The sequence below is a fragment of the Photobacterium sp. SP02 genome (genome assembly GCF_038519165.1).
Taxonomy (GTDB): Bacteria; Pseudomonadota; Gammaproteobacteria; order Enterobacterales; family Vibrionaceae; genus Photobacterium; species Photobacterium halotolerans.
In genome coordinates this window covers 47,201-67,282 of sequence record NZ_JASJOJ010000017.1, presented here as the reverse complement: position 1 = coordinate 67,282, position 20,082 = coordinate 47,201, and the positions used below count along the sequence as shown (strand labels likewise).

At 53.6% G+C, this 20,082-nt stretch carries 20 protein-coding genes; 9 read left to right on the top strand and 11 right to left on the bottom strand.

What is annotated here, in order from left to right:
• Positions 1-3: 3 nt before the first annotated feature.
• Positions 4-1,329 carry an amino-acid N-acetyltransferase gene (gene argA / locus P0Y67_RS09805; RefSeq protein WP_342391728.1) on the bottom strand — a complete coding sequence of 442 codons (1,326 nt, stop codon included), beginning with the start codon at positions 1,327-1,329 and terminating at the stop codon, positions 4-6.
• Positions 1,330-1,546: 217 nt separating this feature from the next.
• On the opposite strand from argA, the gene P0Y67_RS09800 reads away from it, so the two are divergent.
• Entirely contained in the window at positions 1,547-1,930 is a 384-nt protein-coding gene (locus P0Y67_RS09800; protein ID WP_342391727.1) for a DUF2850 domain-containing protein, read from the top strand.
• A gap of 23 nt (positions 1,931-1,953) precedes the next feature.
• Here P0Y67_RS09800 and P0Y67_RS09795 read toward each other — a convergent pair whose 3' ends face one another.
• On the bottom strand, positions 1,954-2,181 hold the full coding sequence (locus P0Y67_RS09795) for a hypothetical protein (protein WP_046221995.1): 228 nt from the start codon (positions 2,179-2,181) through the stop codon (positions 1,954-1,956).
• A 336-nt stretch (positions 2,182-2,517) separates the two neighbouring features.
• On the opposite strand from P0Y67_RS09795, the gene mltA reads away from it, so the two are divergent.
• Positions 2,518-3,714 (top strand): murein transglycosylase A, encoded by a 1,197-nt coding sequence (mltA, locus tag P0Y67_RS09790; protein WP_342391739.1) that lies wholly within the window; start codon positions 2,518-2,520, stop codon positions 3,712-3,714.
• 54 nt (positions 3,715-3,768) lie between these two features.
• Positions 3,769-4,575 carry a tRNA cyclic N6-threonylcarbamoyladenosine(37) synthase TcdA gene (gene tcdA / locus P0Y67_RS09785; RefSeq protein ID WP_342391726.1) on the top strand — a complete coding sequence of 269 codons (807 nt, stop codon included), beginning with the start codon at positions 3,769-3,771 and terminating at the stop codon, positions 4,573-4,575.
• Positions 4,576-4,600: 25 nt separating this feature from the next.
• On the opposite strand, the gene csdE is transcribed toward tcdA, so the two are convergent.
• Positions 4,601-5,041: a cysteine desulfurase sulfur acceptor subunit CsdE gene (gene csdE / locus P0Y67_RS09780; protein ID WP_342391725.1), complete on the bottom strand. Its 441-nt coding sequence runs from the start codon at positions 5,039-5,041 to the stop codon at positions 4,601-4,603.
• 15 nt (positions 5,042-5,056) lie between these two features.
• Complete coding sequence (gene csdA / locus P0Y67_RS09775) at positions 5,057-6,274, bottom strand: cysteine desulfurase CsdA (protein WP_342391724.1); 1,218 nt, start codon at positions 6,272-6,274, stop codon at positions 5,057-5,059.
• Positions 6,275-6,658: 384 nt separating this feature from the next.
• Here csdA and P0Y67_RS09770 point away from each other — a divergent pair, with 384 nt between their 5' ends.
• The 4 genes from P0Y67_RS09770 to rlmM all read left to right on the top strand — a co-directional run bounded on the left by P0Y67_RS09770 (position 6,659) and on the right by rlmM (position 9,887).
• Positions 6,659-7,597: a transcriptional regulator GcvA gene (locus tag P0Y67_RS09770; RefSeq protein WP_342391723.1), complete on the top strand. Its 939-nt coding sequence runs from the start codon at positions 6,659-6,661 to the stop codon at positions 7,595-7,597.
• Positions 7,598-7,716: 119 nt separating this feature from the next.
• On the top strand, positions 7,717-8,382 hold the full coding sequence (locus P0Y67_RS09765) for an alpha/beta fold hydrolase (protein ID WP_446728823.1): 666 nt from the start codon (positions 7,717-7,719) through the stop codon (positions 8,380-8,382).
• Positions 8,383-8,420: 38 nt separating this feature from the next.
• A complete protein-coding gene (locus P0Y67_RS09760; RefSeq protein ID WP_337112904.1) occupies positions 8,421-8,795 on the top strand; it encodes a DUF423 domain-containing protein in 375 nt (124 codons plus the stop codon).
• 9 nt (positions 8,796-8,804) lie between these two features.
• Positions 8,805-9,887, top strand: coding sequence for a 23S rRNA (cytidine(2498)-2'-O)-methyltransferase RlmM (gene rlmM, locus P0Y67_RS09755; RefSeq protein ID WP_342391722.1), 1,083 nt, complete (start codon positions 8,805-8,807; stop codon positions 9,885-9,887).
• 37 nt (positions 9,888-9,924) lie between these two features.
• Here rlmM and xni read toward each other — a convergent pair whose 3' ends face one another.
• The 5 genes from xni to queF all read right to left on the bottom strand — a co-directional run bounded on the left by xni (position 9,925) and on the right by queF (position 17,332).
• Entirely contained in the window at positions 9,925-10,698 is a 774-nt protein-coding gene (xni, locus tag P0Y67_RS09750; RefSeq protein ID WP_342391721.1) for a flap endonuclease Xni, read from the bottom strand.
• Between the two features lie 59 nt (positions 10,699-10,757).
• Positions 10,758-12,131, bottom strand: a complete 1,374-nt coding sequence (ppnN, locus tag P0Y67_RS09745; protein WP_342391720.1) for a nucleotide 5'-monophosphate nucleosidase PpnN — start codon at positions 12,129-12,131, stop codon at positions 10,758-10,760.
• A 227-nt stretch (positions 12,132-12,358) separates the two neighbouring features.
• The gene (locus tag P0Y67_RS09740; protein ID WP_342391719.1) at positions 12,359-13,885 is read right to left on the bottom strand and encodes a diguanylate cyclase domain-containing protein; all 1,527 of its coding nucleotides are present in this window, start codon (positions 13,883-13,885) and stop codon (positions 12,359-12,361) included.
• 229 nt (positions 13,886-14,114) lie between these two features.
• Positions 14,115-16,379 (bottom strand): tetratricopeptide repeat protein, encoded by a 2,265-nt coding sequence (locus tag P0Y67_RS09735; RefSeq protein ID WP_342391718.1) that lies wholly within the window; start codon positions 16,377-16,379, stop codon positions 14,115-14,117.
• A 107-nt stretch (positions 16,380-16,486) separates the two neighbouring features.
• A complete protein-coding gene (gene queF / locus P0Y67_RS09730; protein ID WP_342391717.1) occupies positions 16,487-17,332 on the bottom strand; it encodes an NADPH-dependent 7-cyano-7-deazaguanine reductase QueF in 846 nt (281 codons plus the stop codon).
• Between the two features lie 67 nt (positions 17,333-17,399).
• Between queF and syd the strand changes: the two genes are divergently transcribed.
• On the top strand, positions 17,400-17,954 hold the full coding sequence (gene syd, locus P0Y67_RS09725) for a SecY-interacting protein (RefSeq protein ID WP_342391716.1): 555 nt from the start codon (positions 17,400-17,402) through the stop codon (positions 17,952-17,954).
• Between the two features lie 3 nt (positions 17,955-17,957).
• A complete protein-coding gene (locus P0Y67_RS09720; protein ID WP_342391715.1) occupies positions 17,958-18,728 on the top strand; it encodes a Zn-ribbon-containing protein in 771 nt (256 codons plus the stop codon).
• A gap of 90 nt (positions 18,729-18,818) precedes the next feature.
• Here P0Y67_RS09720 and P0Y67_RS09715 read toward each other — a convergent pair whose 3' ends face one another.
• Together P0Y67_RS09715 and P0Y67_RS09710 are read right to left on the bottom strand one after the other, a co-directional pair.
• Positions 18,819-19,106 carry a hypothetical protein gene (locus tag P0Y67_RS09715; protein ID WP_342391714.1) on the bottom strand — a complete coding sequence of 96 codons (288 nt, stop codon included), beginning with the start codon at positions 19,104-19,106 and terminating at the stop codon, positions 18,819-18,821.
• A gap of 31 nt (positions 19,107-19,137) precedes the next feature.
• Positions 19,138-19,368 carry a DUF2789 domain-containing protein gene (locus tag P0Y67_RS09710; protein WP_027251653.1) on the bottom strand — a complete coding sequence of 77 codons (231 nt, stop codon included), beginning with the start codon at positions 19,366-19,368 and terminating at the stop codon, positions 19,138-19,140.
• Positions 19,369-20,082: the final 714 nt, after the last annotated feature.

Genomic DNA, 20,082 nt, shown 5'->3' with positions numbered 1-20,082 from the left:
GGCTCACAGTGCCAGCGTCAGGATTTTTGAGCGGCGTTGCAGGTTGTAGAGTGCCTGTTTTGCCATAGGTAAATCAGAGACATCGATTTCGACAAAACCGTGTTCCCTGAACCAGTGCAGGCTGCGGGTGGTCAGCACAAAGAGTTGTTTCAGACCCTGAGTACGTGCCTGATGGCGAATGCGGTTGAGCAGCAGGGAGCCGCGGTCACCGTCGCGATAGTCAGGGTGAACGGCCACGCAGGCCATCTCGCCCATCTGCTCTTCCATAAAGGAATACAGCGCCGCACAGCCGATGATCAGGCCGTCCCGTTCGATCACTGTAAATTGTTTGATTTCCTGCTCCAGCTGTTCGCGGGAGCGGCGAACCAGAATGCCATCCTGCTCCAGCGGGCGAATCAGCGCCAGAATACCGCCGATATCATCTATGTTCGCGCCCCGGACTTTTTCAGCACTGGCCATGACGATTTGCGTGCCTATCCCGTCAAAAGAGAAAAGCTCCTGGATCAGTGCGCCATCTTCTTTATAGCTGATCAGGTGGCTGCGCGGCACACCGGCCCGGCAGGCGGTCATCGCGCCACGCAGAAAACGCGCGGTGCCTGAATCGGCTTTGTTTTGTTCTGTCAGTCGCTGCAGTGTGGCTTCGGCTTCCGCCGGGAGCATTTCCGAAACGATTTGATCATTTTCATCCCTCACGCCCTGATGAGAGCAAAAGCCGATCAGTTTGTCGGCTTCCAGCCGGATCGCCACCTGAGTCGCCACTTCTTCCGAGGTCAGATTGAAACACTCTCCGGTGACCGAGCTGGCAATCGGGCCAAGCAGCACAATGCTGTTCTGATCCAGCTGGCGTTTGATGCCGTCGACATCGATGCGACGGATGCGGCCGCTGTGGCAATAATCGATACCGTCATCAATGCCCAAAGGCTGGGCGATGACGAAGTTGCCGCTGACCACATTGATCTGCGAGCCCGCCATAGGGGTATTGTTCAGACCCATAGAGAAGCGGGCTGTGATATCTAAATGGAGCTGACCCGCGGCCTGCTTGGCAATTTCCAGTGAACGTTCATCGGTAACCCGGACGCTTTTATGGTACGGGGTGCTGTAGCCGTGCACATCAAGCAGGTGGGAGATCTGCGGACGGGCGCCATAAACCAGCACGATACGCAGCCCGAGGCAGTTCAGCAGGGCAATATCGTTGACGATATTGCGGAAATTGTTATCGGCGATGGCTTCACCGCCCAGCATAATCACCAGCGTCTTGCCGCGGTGGGCATTTACATAAGGCGCTGATTGGCGAAAACCTTTCACCAGCGCAGTGCTTCTGAGCTTCACTCTGTCTTCCGTTACAAAAATTAATAGGGATCAAGCATGCCTGCATGTTGCCTGTTTATCCACTGCGCAGCAAGCATGAAAATCACTCAGGACGCGCAACGCCGGGAGGAAAATATTGAGTCGAGATCCCATTCTGACATTACGTACTTATTCGATGCGCCGAAGCGACGCCAGATAAGCGTATAGTTGTAGAACGTGCGGATGACTGGCAATGTTAATGGCATTCAATAATTACACCCGGTGGCAGGCAGCCACAGTACTGTTTATCTTGGTGAGCGGCCTTGCGTTAAGCGGCTTTATTGCGGTGGGGGCAGCCAAGGGAGACTGGTTTACCCCTACGCCTGAACCCAGTATTTATGGTACCTGGATAGAGCAGGACGTGGCGCCCTACGCCGCGGATCAGTTCGAACTCAGAGCTGATGGTGTCTATGTGGCAGGCCGTCTGGTCAGTACCCGCTATGAATGGGATGGCAGTCAGTTACGTTACCGCATGGGGGATGAGACTTACCGTTATACTTTTGAAGAAGGTCAGTTCATCCGCCAGCAGCCTGCGCATTATGTGTCTTCGTTCGCACGCCAGGGAGCCAAACAGGGCTCTTAAATCCCCGGACGGGTCACCCGGATTTATTCTTCTTCCTTGAGGCGGGAAAAAAGCTGGTGGACCGGAAGCTTATTTAAGGCCACTTTGCGCAGTGTATCTGCAGTCTGGGCTGTGCCTCCCAGGCAACGCTGGATCACAGTGTTGATTTGTTGCGGAGAATTGCCGTCACTGGCCAGATTGCGGATCCACTGATATTCGACAGCGTTTGGATCAAGTAAGGTTTCTTTGCCAACTTTAAACTGATTGTTCATGCCAGTCCTTCCTGAAATGTCATGCTCTGGGGCTTAACGCCCGTTAAAGGTGCTCGCATTGCTGTTTGTCGTTTTGTTGCCATGCTGACATTGTCTGTCTGCTGGGCAATGATGTCGTTTGTATGACGTTTTTATTAAACCGTTATATTGTGACACTTATATGACAGCCAGTGCGTATTATTAATCTTTCGTGACAATCAAAACAAGACTTTGACATTGGTTATGATAAAACAGCCTAACATTGTGGCTTTATATGGACATGGTATGTTTGAGATAACCTGCCATGCGTTAACCTGTCGATATTACTAAGGCATTTCTGTGTTCCAACAATTTTCCCTGCTAAGAAAACTGACCTTTGTTTCCTGTGTGTTCGGCCTGGCGGCGTGCGCCAAACCGGTTGACCGCGGCCAGCAATACCTTGATGGCGAGTTTGATGATCTGCTGAACCCGGTTACCAATGTGGTATCGGATAAACCTCGCGATTACAGCCGCTTCGAAGCGCAAGCGGAGCAAGTGCTCACCCGCTCTCCTTCTATGATGCTGCGTTATCAGAATTTGTATCAGCAGATTAACGACTGGGCGGCGAACAGCGGCGATCCGACATCTTTCTCTCAGTACGGTTTGACGACTGAGCAGATGGGTGGCGGTGACGGTTACGGCAATGTGATGTTCACCGGTTACTTTTCGCCGGTGATCGAATTGCGTCACGAGCAGGACGACAGGTTCAAATACCCGGTTTACGCGCTGCCAGAATGTAACGGCCAGTGTCCGACCCGTGCCGAAATTTACAATGGTGCACTGGCAGGTCAGGGTCTGGAGCTGGGGTATTCCGCCTCCAAGCTGGATGTGTTCATGATGGAAGTGCAGGGCAGCGGTTTTGTCCATTTCGAGGACAATGACGAGCTGCAGTATTTTGCTTATGGCGGTAAGAACGGCCATCCTTATGTCAGTATTGGTAAAGTGCTGATTGAGCGCGGTGAGGTGCCCAGGGAGAAAATGTCCCTTAAAGCGATCGCGGAGTGGGTCAGTGAGCATGATGATGCCACAGTGCGTGAACTGCTGGAGCAGAATCCGTCTTATGTCTTCTTTAGTCCGCGCGACGAGCTGGATGTGCTAGGCACTGCGGGTATTCCGCTGCTACCTATGGCTTCGGTGGCGGCTGACCGGGAATTCTTACCTATGGGCAGTGTATTGCTGGCTGAAGTGCCCCAGCTGGATGCGGACGGCAACTGGAACGGCAAACATGTATTAACCTTGCTGATGGCGCTGGATACCGGCGGCGCAGTCAAGCGTAACCATCTGGATCTCTACCATGGTATGGGCGCTCAGGCCGGCATAGATGCCGGTCATTACAAGCATTTTGGCCGGGTATGGAAACTGGGACTGACGCCAGATACCGACGCTGAGCTGACGGAACAGAGAATCGAAGTCAGTCAGAAAGCCGTGGTATCGCCGGTGGATACCACGCTGACCTTCAATGAGGAAGCCGTTGTGGCCCAGCCGGCTCAACAGGCGCAGGGACTGGACAACTGACAGCAGAGCGCGTATAAAAACGCGCTCATTCTCAACACACTCTGACAGGCCGTTATGCAGCATCCCGACACTCCAGCATCAGACAATTATAACCAGCGTTTTGGCGGCACCCGCCGTTTGTATGGTCATCAGGAAGTTGAGATCCTGAGGGCTGCTCATGTCTGTGTGATTGGCATCGGCGGTGTCGGTTCCTGGGCTGCCGAAGCCCTGGCCCGCTCTGGTATCGGCCAACTGACGCTGATCGACATGGATGATGTCTGTGTGACTAACATCAACCGTCAGATCCATGCCATGTCGGGGACGGTAGGCCGCAGTAAGATTGAGGTGATGGCAGAGCGGATTACGTTAATCAATCCGGACTGCCAAGTGAACCTGATTGACGATTTTATTACCCCGGAAAATATCCCCGAGTACATCGGCAGTCAGTTTGATTACGTGCTGGATGCGATTGATAGTGTCAAACCCAAAGCGGCGTTGCTGGCGTTCTGTAAGCGAAATAAAATCAAGGTAATTACCACAGGCGGTGCGGGCGGCCAGATTGATCCGACCCAGATCCAGATCGCGGATCTGGCCAAAACCATTCAGGATCCGCTGGCGGCGAAAATCCGCAATATGCTGCGCCGCTTCTACAACTTCAGCAAAAATCCGGCGCGCAAATTTGGCATCGACTGTGTGTTCTCAACCGAGCAGCTCAAATACCCTCAGGCTGACGGCAGTGTCTGTGAGGCCAAATCGACCGCGGAAGGCCCGAAACGCATGGATTGTGCAACCGGCTTTGGCGCGGCCACTATGGTCACCGCGACCTTCGGATTTGTGGCGGTCTCCCGCATTTTGCAAAAACTGATTGAAAAACACCGCTGACAGCCGCCGCTGCGTGAGCCGTGTGTCAGCGGCTCACGTTAGTGATAATGGCGTCGACAATGGCTTTCAGGCCGTTGCTGCGAGATGGACTCAGGTGCGCCAGTAATCCCAGCTGTTCGAAATACCCGTCGATGTCAAACCCCAGAATCTGCTCTGCAGTTTTTCCCTCGTAGGCGGCCAGCACCAGACAAATCAGCCCTTTGACAATTCTGGCGTCGGAATCGGCGGCGAAATGGTAATGACCGTTTTCACTGTGCTGAACCAGCCACACCTGACTTTCACAGCCACTGATTTTCACTTCCTCGCGTTTCAGCGTCTCCGGCAAAGCGGGCAGTTGCTTGCCAAACTGAATCACATGGCGGTATCTGTCTTCCCAGCCGCTGCTTGCCTGCATCCTGGCCAGAATGTCATCAGGGGTAATGGTGGTGCCGAACGGATGGCTCGGTAAATCGGTGAATACTGTCATGGACACTCTCTCTGGTTACAGCATGTCACAGGCTTTGTGCAAAGCCGCGACAAAGCAGGCGACGTCTTCTTCGCTATTATAGAGGGCAAAAGAGACACGCAAAGTCCCGGTTAACCCCAGCGCATCCAGCATAGGGTGCGCACAGTGATTGCCGGCACGCAGCGTCACCCCTTGCTGGTCGAGCAGGGTGGCAATGTCCTGATGGTGAATGCCGTCAACCACAAACGAAAACAGACTGGTATTGGGCTGCAGGCCGATAATCCGCAGACCTTCAATGTCTTTAATGCCCTCGATGGCAAGCTGGCACAGGTGCCGGATATGCGCTTCCGCGCCCTGTCGGTCAATACTGTTCAGCCAGTGCAGGGTGGCTGCGAAGGCGATGACCCCGGAAATATTGGGGGTGCCGGCTTCAAATTTGCCCGGCAAACCGGTGAACTGTGTGCCGTCAAACGACACCTTTTCCACCATTTTTCCTCCCCCATGCCAGGGCGGCATGGCTTCCAGCAGTGCCTGTTTGCCGTACAGCACGCCGATACCAGACGGACCAAACAGTTTGTGGCCTGAGAAAACATAGAAATCGGCATCCAGCGCCTGAACGTTAACCTCTTCATGCACTATGCCCTGCGCACCGTCGATAACCACTATGGCGTTTTTCGCATGCGCCGCTGTGATAATGGCCTCTACCGGGTTTCGCGTGCCGGACACATTGGTGACATGTGCGACTGCCACGATCCGGGTTCTGGCCGTCAGCCGCTGGTGAAAGGCAGCCATGTCCAATGTGCAGTCAGGCAGCATAGGCAGCTTGACGACTTTCGCCCCTGTCTGCTCGGCAACTATCTGCCAGGGCACTATATTGGCATGGTGTTCCAGTTCGCTGACCAGTATCTCATCGCCCGGTTGCAGGGTGCTGCGGGCCCAGGTTTGGGCGATCAGGTTTAAGGCTTCCGTTGCCCCGCGGGTCCAGATGATCTCTTTCGGGCTGCTGGCGTGAATGAACTGGCGCACCGTCTCTCTGGCCTGTTCGAAACGCTGCGTCAGGCTGGCGGTCAGTTGGTGGCTGCCACGATGAACGTTCGCATTCTGGTAGCGATAGTAATTGTCCAGCGTCTGGATCATCGCCAGTGGTTTCTGCGCGGTCGCCGCACTGTCCAGATAGACAATGGGATGGTCTGTATCCTGCTGAACAGCAGGAAACTGGGCGCGGATAGTCTGAATGTCAAATGGCGCAGTCATGCTTAAACTCGTTGGTAGCCGGTAAAGCGGATCATCCTCATTATTGGCCACTGAGGCAAGGGAAGCAGAGCCGATCGCATAAAAAAATGGCACCGCGTTGGGGCGCAGTGCCATAAAGAAGTTTTGACAGACAGGTCAAAAAACAGGAAGTAAATCGGTAGCACTCCGGCTACCCGCCCAGAAGAGACCGGGCAATATGCAAACACAACATTGCAACCTGAGGGGTAACAAAAGCTGATAAACAATTCTGCAATTAAGCAAAATTACAGCGTTTTACCCTTGAGATTGCGGCGCCAATCTTAGGGTTTCTGTGGTACTTGAACAATCGACAATTTATAATGACCTGGATAAAAAAAACTAATGCAACCAGTATGGCAGGACATTATGTCAAGACGACTCCCACCACTTAATTCGCTGAAAGTATTTGAGGCTGCCGCCCGGCACCTGAGTTTTACCCGGGCGGCGGAGGAGCTGTTTGTTACACAGGCCGCGGTCAGCCACCAGATTAAAGCACTGGAGGAATTTCTGGGCCTGAAGCTGTTTCGCCGGCGTAACCGTTCCTTGTTGCTGACCGAAGAGGGGCAAGGGTATTTTCTCGATCTGAAAGATATCTTCAGTGCCATTTCCGATGCCACCGACAAAGTGTTGGAACGGGGTTCAAAAGGGGCGCTGACCATTAGTTTATCTCCCAGTTTTGCCATCCAGTGGCTGGTGCCCAGGCTGAGTGACTTTAATCAGCAGCATCCTGATGTCGATGTCAGAATCAAAGCGGTGGATCTGGATGAAGGCTCTTTGACTGATGATGTGGATGTGGCGATTTATTATGGCCGCGGCAACTGGCCGGGGCTGCGTTGCGACCGGCTGTATCAGGAATTTCTGGTGCCTGTCTGTTCCCCTATGCTGCTCAGTGGCCCTAAGCCGCTGGACACCCTGGCTGATCTGCAAAAGCACACCCTGTTACATGACGGCTCGCGCAAGGAATGGAAAAACTACATGCGCGAGTTCGATATTCCGGGCGCCAATGTCAATCAGGGGCCGATTTTCAGCCACTCGACTATGGTGTTGCAGGCCGCGATCCACAGTCAGGGGATTGCACTGGCCAACAATGTGCTGGCGCAGCCTGAGCTGGAAGCCGGCCGGCTGGTCTGTCCGTTTGATGAAGCTTTGCTGAGCAAAAATGCCTTCTATCTGGTGTGTCAGGAAAAGCAGGCCGAAACCGGCCGGATTCAGATCTTCCGTGACTGGGTGCTGGAGAAAGCCCGTAAAGAACAGGAAGAGGGCCCGATCCCTCAGCCTGAATATCAGGCTGAGGCCATGGCCTGATCCCATCAGCGTTAGTCCGGGTCTGTGTTGTCGGTTCTGCACTGGTCGATCCGCGATTAAACATCAGGGTGGGCCAGTAACTCTGGCTCAGTCTGGCAATCGAGTATGAGAGGAAATCTGTGGAATATCTGATAACGACACCAGAAAACGGCCAGTTTGCTGCCACCTTTCTGTTTGCCCACGGCGCCGGCGCCGGGATGGATCATGCGTTTATGACGGCGGTTGCCCAAGGGTTGGCCGCCGAAGGGATTCGCGTGGTGCGTTTTGATTTTCCTTATATGGTGAAACGGCGGGAAGACGGCAAAAAGCGTCCACCGGACCGGCAGCCAAAGCTGCTGGTGGATTTTCAGCGCCATATTGACCATTTCAGCCCGCAAGGGCCGCTGGTGATCGGCGGCAAATCAATGGGCGGCCGTATGGCCAGCCTGATGGTGACGGAAGCTGCCGAATCGACACCGGATGTCCACAGCTGTCAGGACAAGGTCTGCGGCGTCGCTTGTCTGGGGTTCCCGTTTCATCCGCCGGGCAAACCGGAGAATTTTCGCGGCGATCATCTGAAAACAATCGCTGTCCCGACCCTGATTCTGCAGGGCGAGCGCGATACCTTTGGTACCCGCAGTGAGGTGGAAGGGTGGAGCTATGCCGACACAGTGACGCTGTCTTTTCTGCCGGACGGTGACCACAGCTTCAAACCACGCAAAGCCTCGGGTTTTAGCGAAGCCGGTAATCTGGCGCAGGCTGTCGATGTACTGGCCCGCTTTATTCACCAGTGCGTATCAAACTGAGATCATTCCATGAATCACAACACAGAAGGACAGAGTGAATGCAAAGCCGGAGTATGATTGTTTTTGCCGCGATCAGCGGTGCCATTGGGGTAGGTTTGGGAGCCTTTGCCGCTCACGGACTGAAAGGGCAACTGAGTCCGAATTTGCTGGATGTTTTTAAGACAGGGGTGGATTACCAGCTCTGGCACAGTCTGGCGTTGTTGGGCTGCGGTATTTGGGCACGCAATTTTTCTGCAAAAGCGCTATCATACGCGGCCCTGTTATTTGCAGTGGGGATCTGTCTGTTCAGTGGCAGCCTTTATCTGCTGGCATTGACGGGGATGAAGTGGCTTGGTCCCGTAACACCACTGGGGGGACTGTGTTTTATTCTAGCCTGGTTGTCACTTGCTGTGGCGGCCTGGCGTTCTGCGTGAGGACTCGTGGTGAATCAGGTTCTGTTGTACTGCCGTCAGGGATTTGAAAACGAATGTGCCGGAGAGGTGCAGGATAAAGCCAATAAACTCGAATTGTTTGGCTTTCCGCGTGCGAAGAAAAATACCGGTTATGTACTGTTTGAATTTTATCAGGCAGGGGATGCTGATAAGTTCGTGCAACTACAGCCGTTTTCTGAGCTGATTTTTGCCCGTCAGATGCTGGTAGTGACAGCACGTCTGGAAGATTTACCGACCGATGATCGTATCAGTCCTATTCTGGCTGAGGCGGAAGCCTTGCCGCGTTGTGGCGATCTGCGGGTTGAAACCCCGGACACCAACGAAGCCAAAGAACTGCTGAAGTTCTGCCGCAAGTTTACTGTGCCATTGCGTCAGGCATTTCGTAAGCAGGGGGCTTTGTACGCCAAAGATAACCCGAAAAAGCCGGTGTTGCACTTGTGCTTCACTGAACCGGGCTGCTGTTTTATCGGTTATTCCTACACCAATAACAACTCACCATTTTTCATGGGGATCCCGCGGCTGAAGTTCCCGGCGGATGCGCCAAGCCGTTCTACCCTCAAGCTGGAAGAGGCATTTCATGTCTTTATTCCGCGTGAAGAGTGGGATGAGCGACTGGCCTCTGGCATGTGGGGCGTGGATCTCGGGGCTTGCCCTGGTGGCTGGACCTATCAGCTGGTGAAGCGCTCCATGTTTGTCCATGCTATCGATAACGGGCAAATGGCCCAGAGTCTGATGGATACGGGGCAGGTGAAGCATCACATGGTGGATGGCTTTAAGTTTGAGCCGCCCCGTAAAAACGTGACCTGGCTGGTGTGTGACATGGTTGAAAAACCGGCCCGGGTCGCGCATTTGGTGGGGCAGTGGCTGATTAAGGGTTGGGCCAAAGAAACCATCTTTAACCTGAAACTGCCCATGAAAGGCCGCTATGAAGAAGTACTGCAGGATATTGAAAATCTGAAAGTCTTTCTGATTCAGAATGGCATGAAATTCCGCCTGCAGGCCAAGCACCTCTACCATGACCGCGAAGAAATCACGGTCCATATCCAGAGTCTGGATAACCGTCATCCTCACTAGCCGATCAGACTAGTCGATCTGATAGCTGGCGGGCTGCTCAGCCCGCCAGCTGAAATCGGATATCCTGCAAATTAAAGCCAAGCTCTAAATCGGTTTTCAGCCTGGCAACCGCTTTACTGGCTCTTGCGCTGTCTTGGTTGGGTTCGATTTTCTTGCGCCACTTCTCCGGGAGATCGTCTGCGGACAAAATGCTGTCGAGATCCGGGTAATGTTGTAACAATTCACACGCCGCTTTGGGGCCGATTCCCGGTACGCCCGGAATTTTGCTTGAGCTGATCCCCGCCAGTCCCCAGTAATCGGGCAACTGCTCAGGACGGACCCCGAATTCTTTTGCGATGAAGGGGCTGTCAAGCCATCGCTGCTGGAAGTAATCACGGATCATCACAGTCGGGCGCAACAGCTGGCAGTAGCCTTTGTCGGTTGACACTATGGTGACCTGACCGCCATGGTCCGCTACTTTGAGCGCCAGAGTGGCAATTAGATCATCGGCTTCATCGCCGTCAGACAGCAGTGAGTCGACGCCCAGCGCCATGAAATCGTCCTGTATCTGCTCCATCCCTGCCTGCAGTTCCGGCGGCATAGGTTTGCGCCCTTCTTTATAATTGGGCAACAGTTCAGCCCGCCAGCCTCTGTCATCACCATGATGGTCAAACACCGCCACGATATGGGTTGGCTGGCTGATGGCAATAATTTTACCCAGCGCCTGACAGCACACTTTACTGGTGTTGGCGATATCGGGCTCGCCCGGCTGGGCGGCATGCACACGGCGGATCAGGTTGAGGGCATCAATGACGACTAAGTGTATGGACATATATATCAACAATAGTAAAACAGGGCCTGCTGGCCCTGTATTCTACGTTGCATGGCAAATTATTTCACCATGTCGGGGTGAGTGAGGATCCGGTAGCAGGGAATATATTCGCTGCCCGGCAGTTTCATGCGTCGCTGAGCGACGAAATTTTTGAGCAGCTTATCCATGCGCTTCATCAGGGATGGATCGCCGTTGATCAGGAAGGGGCCTTTGCGCTCAATTTCTTTGATCCCTTCTTCTTTGACGTTGCCGGCGACAATACCGGAAAAAGCACGGCGTAAATTGGCGGCAAGCTGTTCCGGCCGCTGGTTGAAGTGCAGATCCAGACTGCCCATGGCCTCGTGGTTGGGTTCAAAGGGCAACTGAAATTCCGGCGGGATTTTCAGCGACCAGTTGTAACAATACGCATCCCCGGTTTCCTGACGGTATTCTTTGGTTTGCGGCATCGCCGCTTTCATGATGCGGGCCACTTTCGCCGGGTCATCTATGACTATCTGATAATGTTTGGTTGCTTCTTCACCCAAGGTATCGCGCACGAAGCTGTCCAGGGTGCGGAAATACGGCTCACTGCTTCTCGGACCTGTGAGCACCACAGGCAAAGGTTGATCCTGATTTTCCGGATGCATCAGAATACCTATGATGTACAGCAGCTCCTCGGCGGTTCCGGCTCCCCCGGGGAAGATGATGATACCGTGACCGACACGGACAAAGGCTTCCAGCCGCTTTTCAATGTCTGGCATGATCACCAGCTCATTGACGATAGGGTTGGGTGGCTCGGCGGCAATGATGGACGGTTCGGTCAGGCCGATAAAGCGGCTTTTACCGTATCTTTGCTGGGCATGGCCGATGGCGGCCCCTTTCATTGGCCCTTCCATGGCACCGGGCCCGCAGCCGGTGCAGATATTCATCTCACGTAATCCTAACTGGTGGCCGACATCCCGGGTGTATTGATATTCTTCCGGGTTAATGGAGTGACCCCCCCAGCAGACCACGATATTGGGATCTTCCCGTGAGCGGACTGTCTGGGCGTTACGCAAAATACTGAAGATGAAATTGGTGATGTGCGGTGCACTGGTCAGGTTTAAATCGTTGCGCTGGTTAACGTGTACGTTGACGTAAATAATGTCCCTCAGCACGGCAAACAGGTGCTCCTGAATACCGCGAATAATTTTACCGTCGACAAAGGCGTGCTCGGGTGGATCTTTGAGTTCGAGTTTTATCCCGCGTTCTCTTCTCAGTACATTGATATCAAATGACTTATTGAGTTCCAGCAGTGCGTTGGAATCGTCACTGTTACTGCCTGAATTAAGCACAGCCAGTGAACAGTTGCGGTACAGGCGATACAGGTCGCTGGCCGCTGTGGCCTTCAGGCTGTCAACTTCGAGTTGCGACAGCAGTGTCATCGCACCAACCGGGCTGATGTGTGTAATCATGCTTACCTCCCTGGAGACGAATACAGAGGCTGAAGCTTCTGTATGTAAGCGATTTTCCTGGCGGATAAAAGATCGACCGCGGATGGAAATACCGGGCATTTTCCTGACCCGTACTATTGAACATACACAGGCTTACAGGGTTTGCCTAGGGCAGGGAGAAAAAAAAGAGTTTGTGTAGCAGTAGGTTAGAGCTTGGATTTGCCGGCGGCTAAGTGAGTAATCAGTGATTAAGCGATCCAAATCAGATGGTTGCGGCCAGCGTGTTTCGCGCTGCTCAGGGCCTTTTGTCCCCGTTCGATCACCTTGCCTGGGGTGTCGGTGTCATCAAACAGCGTCGCGCCGATAGAGGCCGAAATGGTGACGTTCTTTTCCCTGAACCGGAAGGGGAGCTGCAAAATGGCTTCACGAATACCGGACAGCCGGCGATGACGTTCATCTTCGGCGATATCTGGCAGGATCAGCATGAACTCGTCATTGCCGACCCGGGCAATAAAGTCGGTATCTCTGAGATGCTGGTGCACAGTACGGGCGATAATCTTCAGCACTTTGTCGCCAGCCTGGAAACCATAGTTGTCATTGAGATCCCCGAAGTGATCGATATTGACAATGGCCAGGCACAGCGGGTGCTGATAGCGAATCCAGCGGCGGTATTCGTGCTCCAGCCGGTCATGAAAAGCCGCCCGGTTATAAACACGGGTCAGCGGGTCAAGGAATATCCGGCGTTGCAGATCTTCAATCTGACGATGCTGGTTCTGCGTTTGCTGATACAGGTGCTCGGCACGATTCTGGTGGTAATGCAGTTGCTCCAGCAGCGCCTGTTCACGGTTTTCAAGCGAGCGCTGGCGCTCGACCAGTTGCCTGAGTGAGGTATCAAGAGCATGCGCGGCGCCGCGCCAGCTTTCCAGGTTGGTGTATTGTGTCAGTGCGTGGTGAAAGCGGTCAGACAGTTGGCCAAGCTCGGCAGTCAGTTCAGCGCGGTGCTTGTGCAGCGCTTGCCCCTGATCGGCGGTCTGGCGCGTCGTTTGTTCCAGTGCCGCCAGATCGCCGCTGATGACATCAAGAAATTTTTGCGAATGGCGGCGTTCGTGAATAAAGCTGTCCAGCGCCAATCGCAACACATCCAGGCACAGTTCGACCAGCGAAATGGGCTCGACACCGGCGAGCAATTGGTGCCGTATGGCCAGTAACTGTTCGCCGGATTCACCCTCAGCATCCAGCTCTGTGATGATCTGTTGCAGCTCGTTGCACAGCTTATGCTGTAAATCGTTGTCTTTTGAGCGTGATTCACGTTCGATGCTGACAGGCACTGTCAGTAGTTTCAGGGCGCGATCATACAGACCGAACAGTTGGGTGATTTGCTGGTGGCTGTGGTGAAGTGAATCAGGCGCCTGGGACAGAAGATCATGGATGTCGCGTTTGAGCTGAACCGGCAGGGCCGGGATGCGTTTCAGGCTTTCAGAGCTTTGCCGGATCAGATCAGACAGGCGTTCCATGGTCGAATGGGTGGAGGTTTGCCGGAGCAATAACCGTTCGACCTGGGCCAGATGCGGCACAATCTTGCTGATATCTTTGTTTTGCTCAAGATCGGTACGCAGGGAATCAAGCCGTTTGTCCAGCTCGCTATCCAAGCCTTTACAGGCGACGGACATACGGGCAATCAGGCGTTTTAAAATAACGATCTCACGACGCGATTTTAATGACACATCGCGGTAGGACAATTGAGCCTGATCCAAACGCAGCTTCAATTCACTCACATCAGAAGCTGCATTATATTTCGCAGTCACGTCGACTAATGATTACCTTATCTAAACATCCGTTACACCCAGCGCCAGGCGCTGTGCAAGCTCGGATGTTAGCAAAAATGTTCTGATGAGTTGAACATTATTAACGGCTTGTTTTCCCAGACACAAACGCTCGCGTGCTTTTTATGCTATTTCGTGATCTTTGTACCTCTAAACAGCGGAAATACTGAGCGTTTTTTCCTCAGAGGTGCCGACGCCAGTCATATTCCTGATGGGAGGAGGTCTGCACCCTGACCAACCCTTTGTCCATCGCCAGTATGCATGCGCGGCGGATATTCTCGCCGGCGAAACTGGCGGCCGGGGCTGCTTCAATGGCACTCAGGTGCACCCATTGGCTGCCGGTTTCGGTTTTGCTTATCTGACGGGCGGCATGGGTGGCCATCAGCAGAATGTCGATCAGTTCCTGATCATTGATGGCGGTACAGGCCCGGGGCAGGAAAGGGTACTCGGCCATCCCTATTCGTACCCGGCTGTCGAGCTGCCTGTCGTTCATGAAATTGTCCACCAGTTGTTTGATGGAATCTGCCAGCTGCTGAGGCGCACTTTCAAGGCGCGAGTTTGGCTCTATGTACAGGAACATGGCATCGGAAAAATGGTACAGGCGGGCCGGCTCGCAAATCTGGGCTTTGAGGTAATCACCAAACTGGCGTTCCAGCTCCAGTCCCTGCTGGTAGCCATGTTCCAGATAGACATGTTTGAGTAGCGGGACTTCAAACAGGGCAAAGCGCAATCGGTCGCTCAGAGGTTCGTTGATGATCTCTCCCAGGTGCCACTGCTCGAAATGCGCACTGCTCTGCTGCAGCGAGCTGGAGAGTCTGGCATTGAGCATTCTCAGGTTGCGCAGGCCGCTGCGGGGGTGGGTGTAGAATTCATCCCGCAGCAGTGTCAGGCGTTCCCGCCAGCGGCGTGCAGAGCGGTGACGGTACCAGAGCACCAACAGGGCCAGCAGCAGGGCGATGAACAGCACTGTGGTGATATTCTTTTGCTGGTACAGGGCTTTTTCCTGGGTGAATTGCTGTCGTTCCAGTTCTTCTAACTGCAGTGCCCGCGCCATCATGCGTTGCTGCTGGCGGAACACTTCGGCATTACTTTTCACCTGATTTTCCTGCAAAGAGGCATACAACTGCTCATAGCGGCGCTGGCTCAGCAGGGCGTTGTAATAGTCTTTCTGCTTCTCAAATGCGGCCGACAGGCTGATTTCTCCCTGCATTTGCAGAGCAGGCTGTGCTTTGGGCAAACGGCTGGCCGCCAGCAGGGCCGCCTGAATGGTCGAGATCGCCTGCGCGGTTTTATCTTCTGCCAGCTCAAGCTGTCCCTGGAGCAGCTGTGTCTTGATCAGGGTGATTTCATCATCGCTTTCCTGCGCCAGCTGGCGGGCATGGTGCAGGTATTGTTCGGTTTTCGGGTAGTTATAGAGTTTGAGATAAACGCGGGCGATACTCAGGCGCAGCTTGGAGGAGCGCGTGGGTAAGCGAAGCTGGTTTTCCTGGTCTAACGCATTGAAGTAATGCACCAGTGCAAGGTTGTAGCGGCCCTGCTGTTCGTAAATATTGGCTATCAGCGCCAGGGTGCGGGCCAGAGGGATGGTGCGATTGAAGTGCTCGAAAAACTCCCCTGCCTGCGTCGCGTGTTCCAGTGCTTTGTCAAAGACTTTGCGCTCTTCATAGAGCGTGGCCAGCTCCAGGTTGGCGATCGCCATTTTGCCGTGATCGTCATTTTCCTGCGCCAGCCAGTAGCCGCTCAGCAAACGATCCAGGGCCAGATCATAGTGCTGGTGCCGAAGATAATGCATCCCGTGATTGAGCAGGAAGTTGATTTCCTCTTTGGCGTTATCAAGCTCAGACAGGTCGCGCTTGGCACGGATATACATTTTCTCTGCCTGTCTTTCATCGCCAAGGGTAGATTCGATATCGGCACGCAGCATCAGCAACTGATACTGCAGAATTTTGATTTGTTCGCTGCGTTGCAGTTTCTCATCGCCGGCGATGACCTGATCGATTTTATCCAGCCGGGCCGCCGCGGAGGAGGCATCGCCCATCCCGTGCCATAGAATATCGGCATGGATGAGCTGGGTTTCGAGCAGCGTATAGTTGAATGCGTTGTCAACCGCCAGTGCTTCGGCTTCGTTGATGGTGCGAATGGCGTCGCTTTGCGCATTGAGCAAAGACTGCGCTCTGGCTTTTATTTGCAGCGCATTGATGGTGCTCAGCGGGGTGCGGATAGAGTGGTCAGTTTCTTCATTAACATGGACGCGAGAGCTGTCGACAGGCACACTGAGGCGACGTTGGTTCAGGTAGCGTTCGGTGATCTCCAGCGCTTTTTCCGGGCTGGTTTCCAACAGGAGATCGGCATCGGCCAGAATAGGGGTGGCATAAATCTTCGCCTGAGCCGGCAGGGCGGTGAGAAACAAAAGCAGGATGCTGAAGAGCCAGTCACGACAGTTCATAGCGCACTTATCCATCAGGAAACACGGCCCTCATATTACTGGCTCAGGACGTCAAGTCCAGCAAAGTAAAGCGATTTGCCGGACTTGACTGCTAAGCGGGCGAGCCTTTACTGACGTGCCATGCGATCGTTGTTGCTTGGCGTCTTGCCCTGATTGGTGCGGTAAGGGTTAATATCCAGACCGCCACGGCGGGTGTAGCGGGCGTAAACAGTCAGTCGCTCCGGCTGGCAAAAACGCATCAGATCCATGAAGATCCGCTCAACACACTGTTCGTGGAATTCATTGTGATTGCGGAAAGACACCAGATAGCGCAGCAGTTTTTCACGATCGATCCGCTTGCCTTTATAGGCAATCCGCACACTGCCCCAGTCTGGCTGACTGGTGATCAGGCAATTAGATTTCAGCAGATGGCTGTGCAGCACTTCCTCTACTTCCTCGCCACTGGCGGCATTGCTCAGCAGCTCAGGTTCAAAGTCGAAACTGGTAATTTCAATATCCTGCTCATCAATGCATTCACCGGCAAAATCCACGATAGGCTGATCGGTAAAGTCACTCAGCGGCTGGATAGTCACGTCCACATCCATCCCGGCGCAGGCGGATAAATCTTTCTGCAGAATATCTGCCACTTCCTGCCAGCTGCCGAAACGGGTATTGTTCAGGCTGTTCAGGAAGAGTTTGAAAGATTTGGATTCAATCAGGTTAGGGCTGCTGGCGGGCAGACGCACTTCACCGATAGCCACCTGAGGCAGTCCTTTGCTGTTGAGCCAGGACAACTCGTACAGGGTCCAGATGTCATACCCGGTGAATGGCAGGTCGTCGCTCAGCGACAGATCATCACGATTTAGCTTACGCGGCACGGCCTGCAGCAGAGTGGGATCGTACTGATCTTTGTATTCGCTTTTTTGGCCAAGAGTTAAACCGGCTAGTTCTTTCGCGTCTTTGTATTTGCTCATATTGTCCTGGACACACACACTTGGATTAGAATAGGCAAAGTTTACTGAATCTTGCTTGAGGTTGCGAATGAATCATCCTGTAACGGCCGCATTGGCTGAATTTTCTTCCCGTTTTATTAAAGTGTGGCACGATGAGCGCGCCTGTCTGCCCTGCAGCAGCGATCTGATTGGCCTCACATCCCCTTGTATCGAAACGGATAATGGCGATACCGTGAGCTGGCAGCCGGTCGCGCGTGAGCCAGCTGGCCGTTTTGATGCGGTTGAAACCGGTATTGAACTTCGTCTGCATCCGGATATTACGGCGTTTTACGGCAGCTTTTTCAGTGGCGATATGGCGGCCCGTTTCAAGGCGCTGGAATTTGACCTGCTGCAGGTGTTTAGTGAGTCGGATCATGAGCGCCTGCAGGAAAACATCCTGGGTCACTTGGTGACTCAGCGCCGGCTGAAGCTCAAGCCGACTGTTTTTATCGGGGTGATGGATGCAGAAGATCAGGTAATTGCTATCTGTAATCTGACCGGCAACGTCATTCTCGAGACGCTGGGCAAATCAGACCGGGAGGTGCTGGCGTACGATGTCGAGACCTTTATCCGTCAGCTCGAGCCTGTTGTGAAGGTGAGTTAAGCCATGTATGTCGTTGAGCTACAGTTTGAATGCTTTGACAACACCACTGTCGCTGCGGTGGAGCAGGCGATCAATGGCCTGATGGATGCGCTGCGCTATAACGGCCAGGTGCTGGGGCGGGAGTTCCCAGTCGTGATGGATGACGCCGTGTTTAAAGTGCGGGCTGTCTGTCCGGAGAAAACCAGCCTGCATAGCCAGTTTCACAGTCCGCAGGTCAAAGCGGGTATCAACCGGCTGACACAAGCCAGTCTGCTGGCTCCGAAAATTAAAGTCCTGGGGCGTGATATCAATTCGGAAGCCACGGCCGAAGAAGCACCGGGCTGGCAGGTGCTGTATACCACTTATGTGCACACCTGCTCGCCGCTGCGCAGCGGCGACAGCTTATTGCCTATCCCTTTGTACCGGATTCCGGCGACCTTTAACGGCGATCATAAAGCCTTGGTCAAATGGCAGACCGAATGGCAAGCCTGTGATGAAATTCAGATGGCCGGAGGCTGTAAGGCCGAACATGCCGCCCTGCATGAAATCCGCGATGCCGACAGTGATTTGTTCCGCCGTGGCTGGGATTTACGCGGCAGGGTTGAATACCTGACCAAAGTGCCCACCTATTATTATCAGTACCGGGTGGGTGGAGTCAGTCTGTCAGATGAGGCGGATCGTCCTTGCCCTAAATGCGGACAAGCCTGGCGGGTGGATGAGCCGATCCACGGTATTTTCCATTTCAAATGCGACCCGTGTCGGCTGGTGTCCAACCTGTCCTGGGATTATCAGTAGTTCAACCCCCTTGGTCGCCATGCGCCGTTCGACGCAGTCACCGCCGGTTACCACAAAGCAACGGGCGGTGAGTGCGCTTAACAAGACAGGTTATTTATCTTGCTGGGCCTGCTCCAGGGCGGCAAGGCGTGCTGTCAGACTGGCGACTTGTTGCTCCAGGGCGGCAATGCGCTCGCTGTCGCTGGCCGGTGCTGCCTGGCTGGCTTTAATGTCTGGTACTTTGGCATGCTGTTTCCAGCTTTTCAGCGCCTGAATGATCACAGGCATAGGCAAAGGCTCACGCAGGCGGGCTTTCACCAGTGCGACACTGGGCTCTTTACCTTCCGCGATGAGTGTGGATATGGCGCGCTCCAGCGCATCGGTAATGGCAGATGACATACTTCTTCCTGAAAGAGTGGCTCGGGTTCACTTATTTTCGTAGCAAAGCGTCTAATTGATCAATCACTTCGCACCAATCGGCATCTTCAGCAATCGATTCTTTGAGAAAACGGCGCTGGGCGGGTTGCCAGAAATCAGCCTGAGCGAGGGTTTCGTCTTGTTTGAGATTATGGTCGCGAATGAAGCCTTCTATCGATTCCTTGGACGAATTCATTCCTAACTGATTGAATAAACTGTGTAAGTCGTGGCTGAATGTTTCCATCTTGCTATCCCCCTACTGGTGTTTGCCATAAGTATAGTGGGGAATAGCCGTCAATTCGTCTCTGTGGTTTGTGCGAGATCGCTTACAAGCATGTAAGACATACTGAAGTCTTGCTATGGCAGTTAGCCTAAATAGACGTCGATAGCTGTTTATTATCATGGGCTTATGTTGGTTTTGCCGTGCCGGACTCAATGCGGCGCGATAACTGACGCTCAATGTGCGCTTGTTCACATCGGGATATCGCGTAATCTTAACCCTGTCGGAAGGAGCTGACACGGAACAGGAACATGAGCCACGGAGTTGGCGGTCTCAGGAAGAGACACAGTCTTCAGGATGAGGGCTGACATGGATAGTTCGGAGACTGCAGGATGTAGTCAGTGCAAGCAGGATGTTTGCCGTCAGGATGACACAAGGATGATGCTTCAGGAGAAGCCAGGGACACCGCCAGGATGGCTGTTGAGAGTTCACCCGGGATGGGTAACGGGTCAGGAGACCAGGACACTTCAGGATGAAGTTCAACAAGGGAAGCGCTGAAGGATACAGCATACAAAGGAATGATGCAGGGAGCACCATAGTAGTAGGAAGCTACAGGTAAGACCTAAGGGCGCAACGCAAGTTGCGCCCATTCTTTTATGTCTGAAAGGTGCAACTGGGCGCATCACAGCACGCACTCCGACCGTCAGCTCATTTCTGCTCCTTTGTCTCATACCCTGT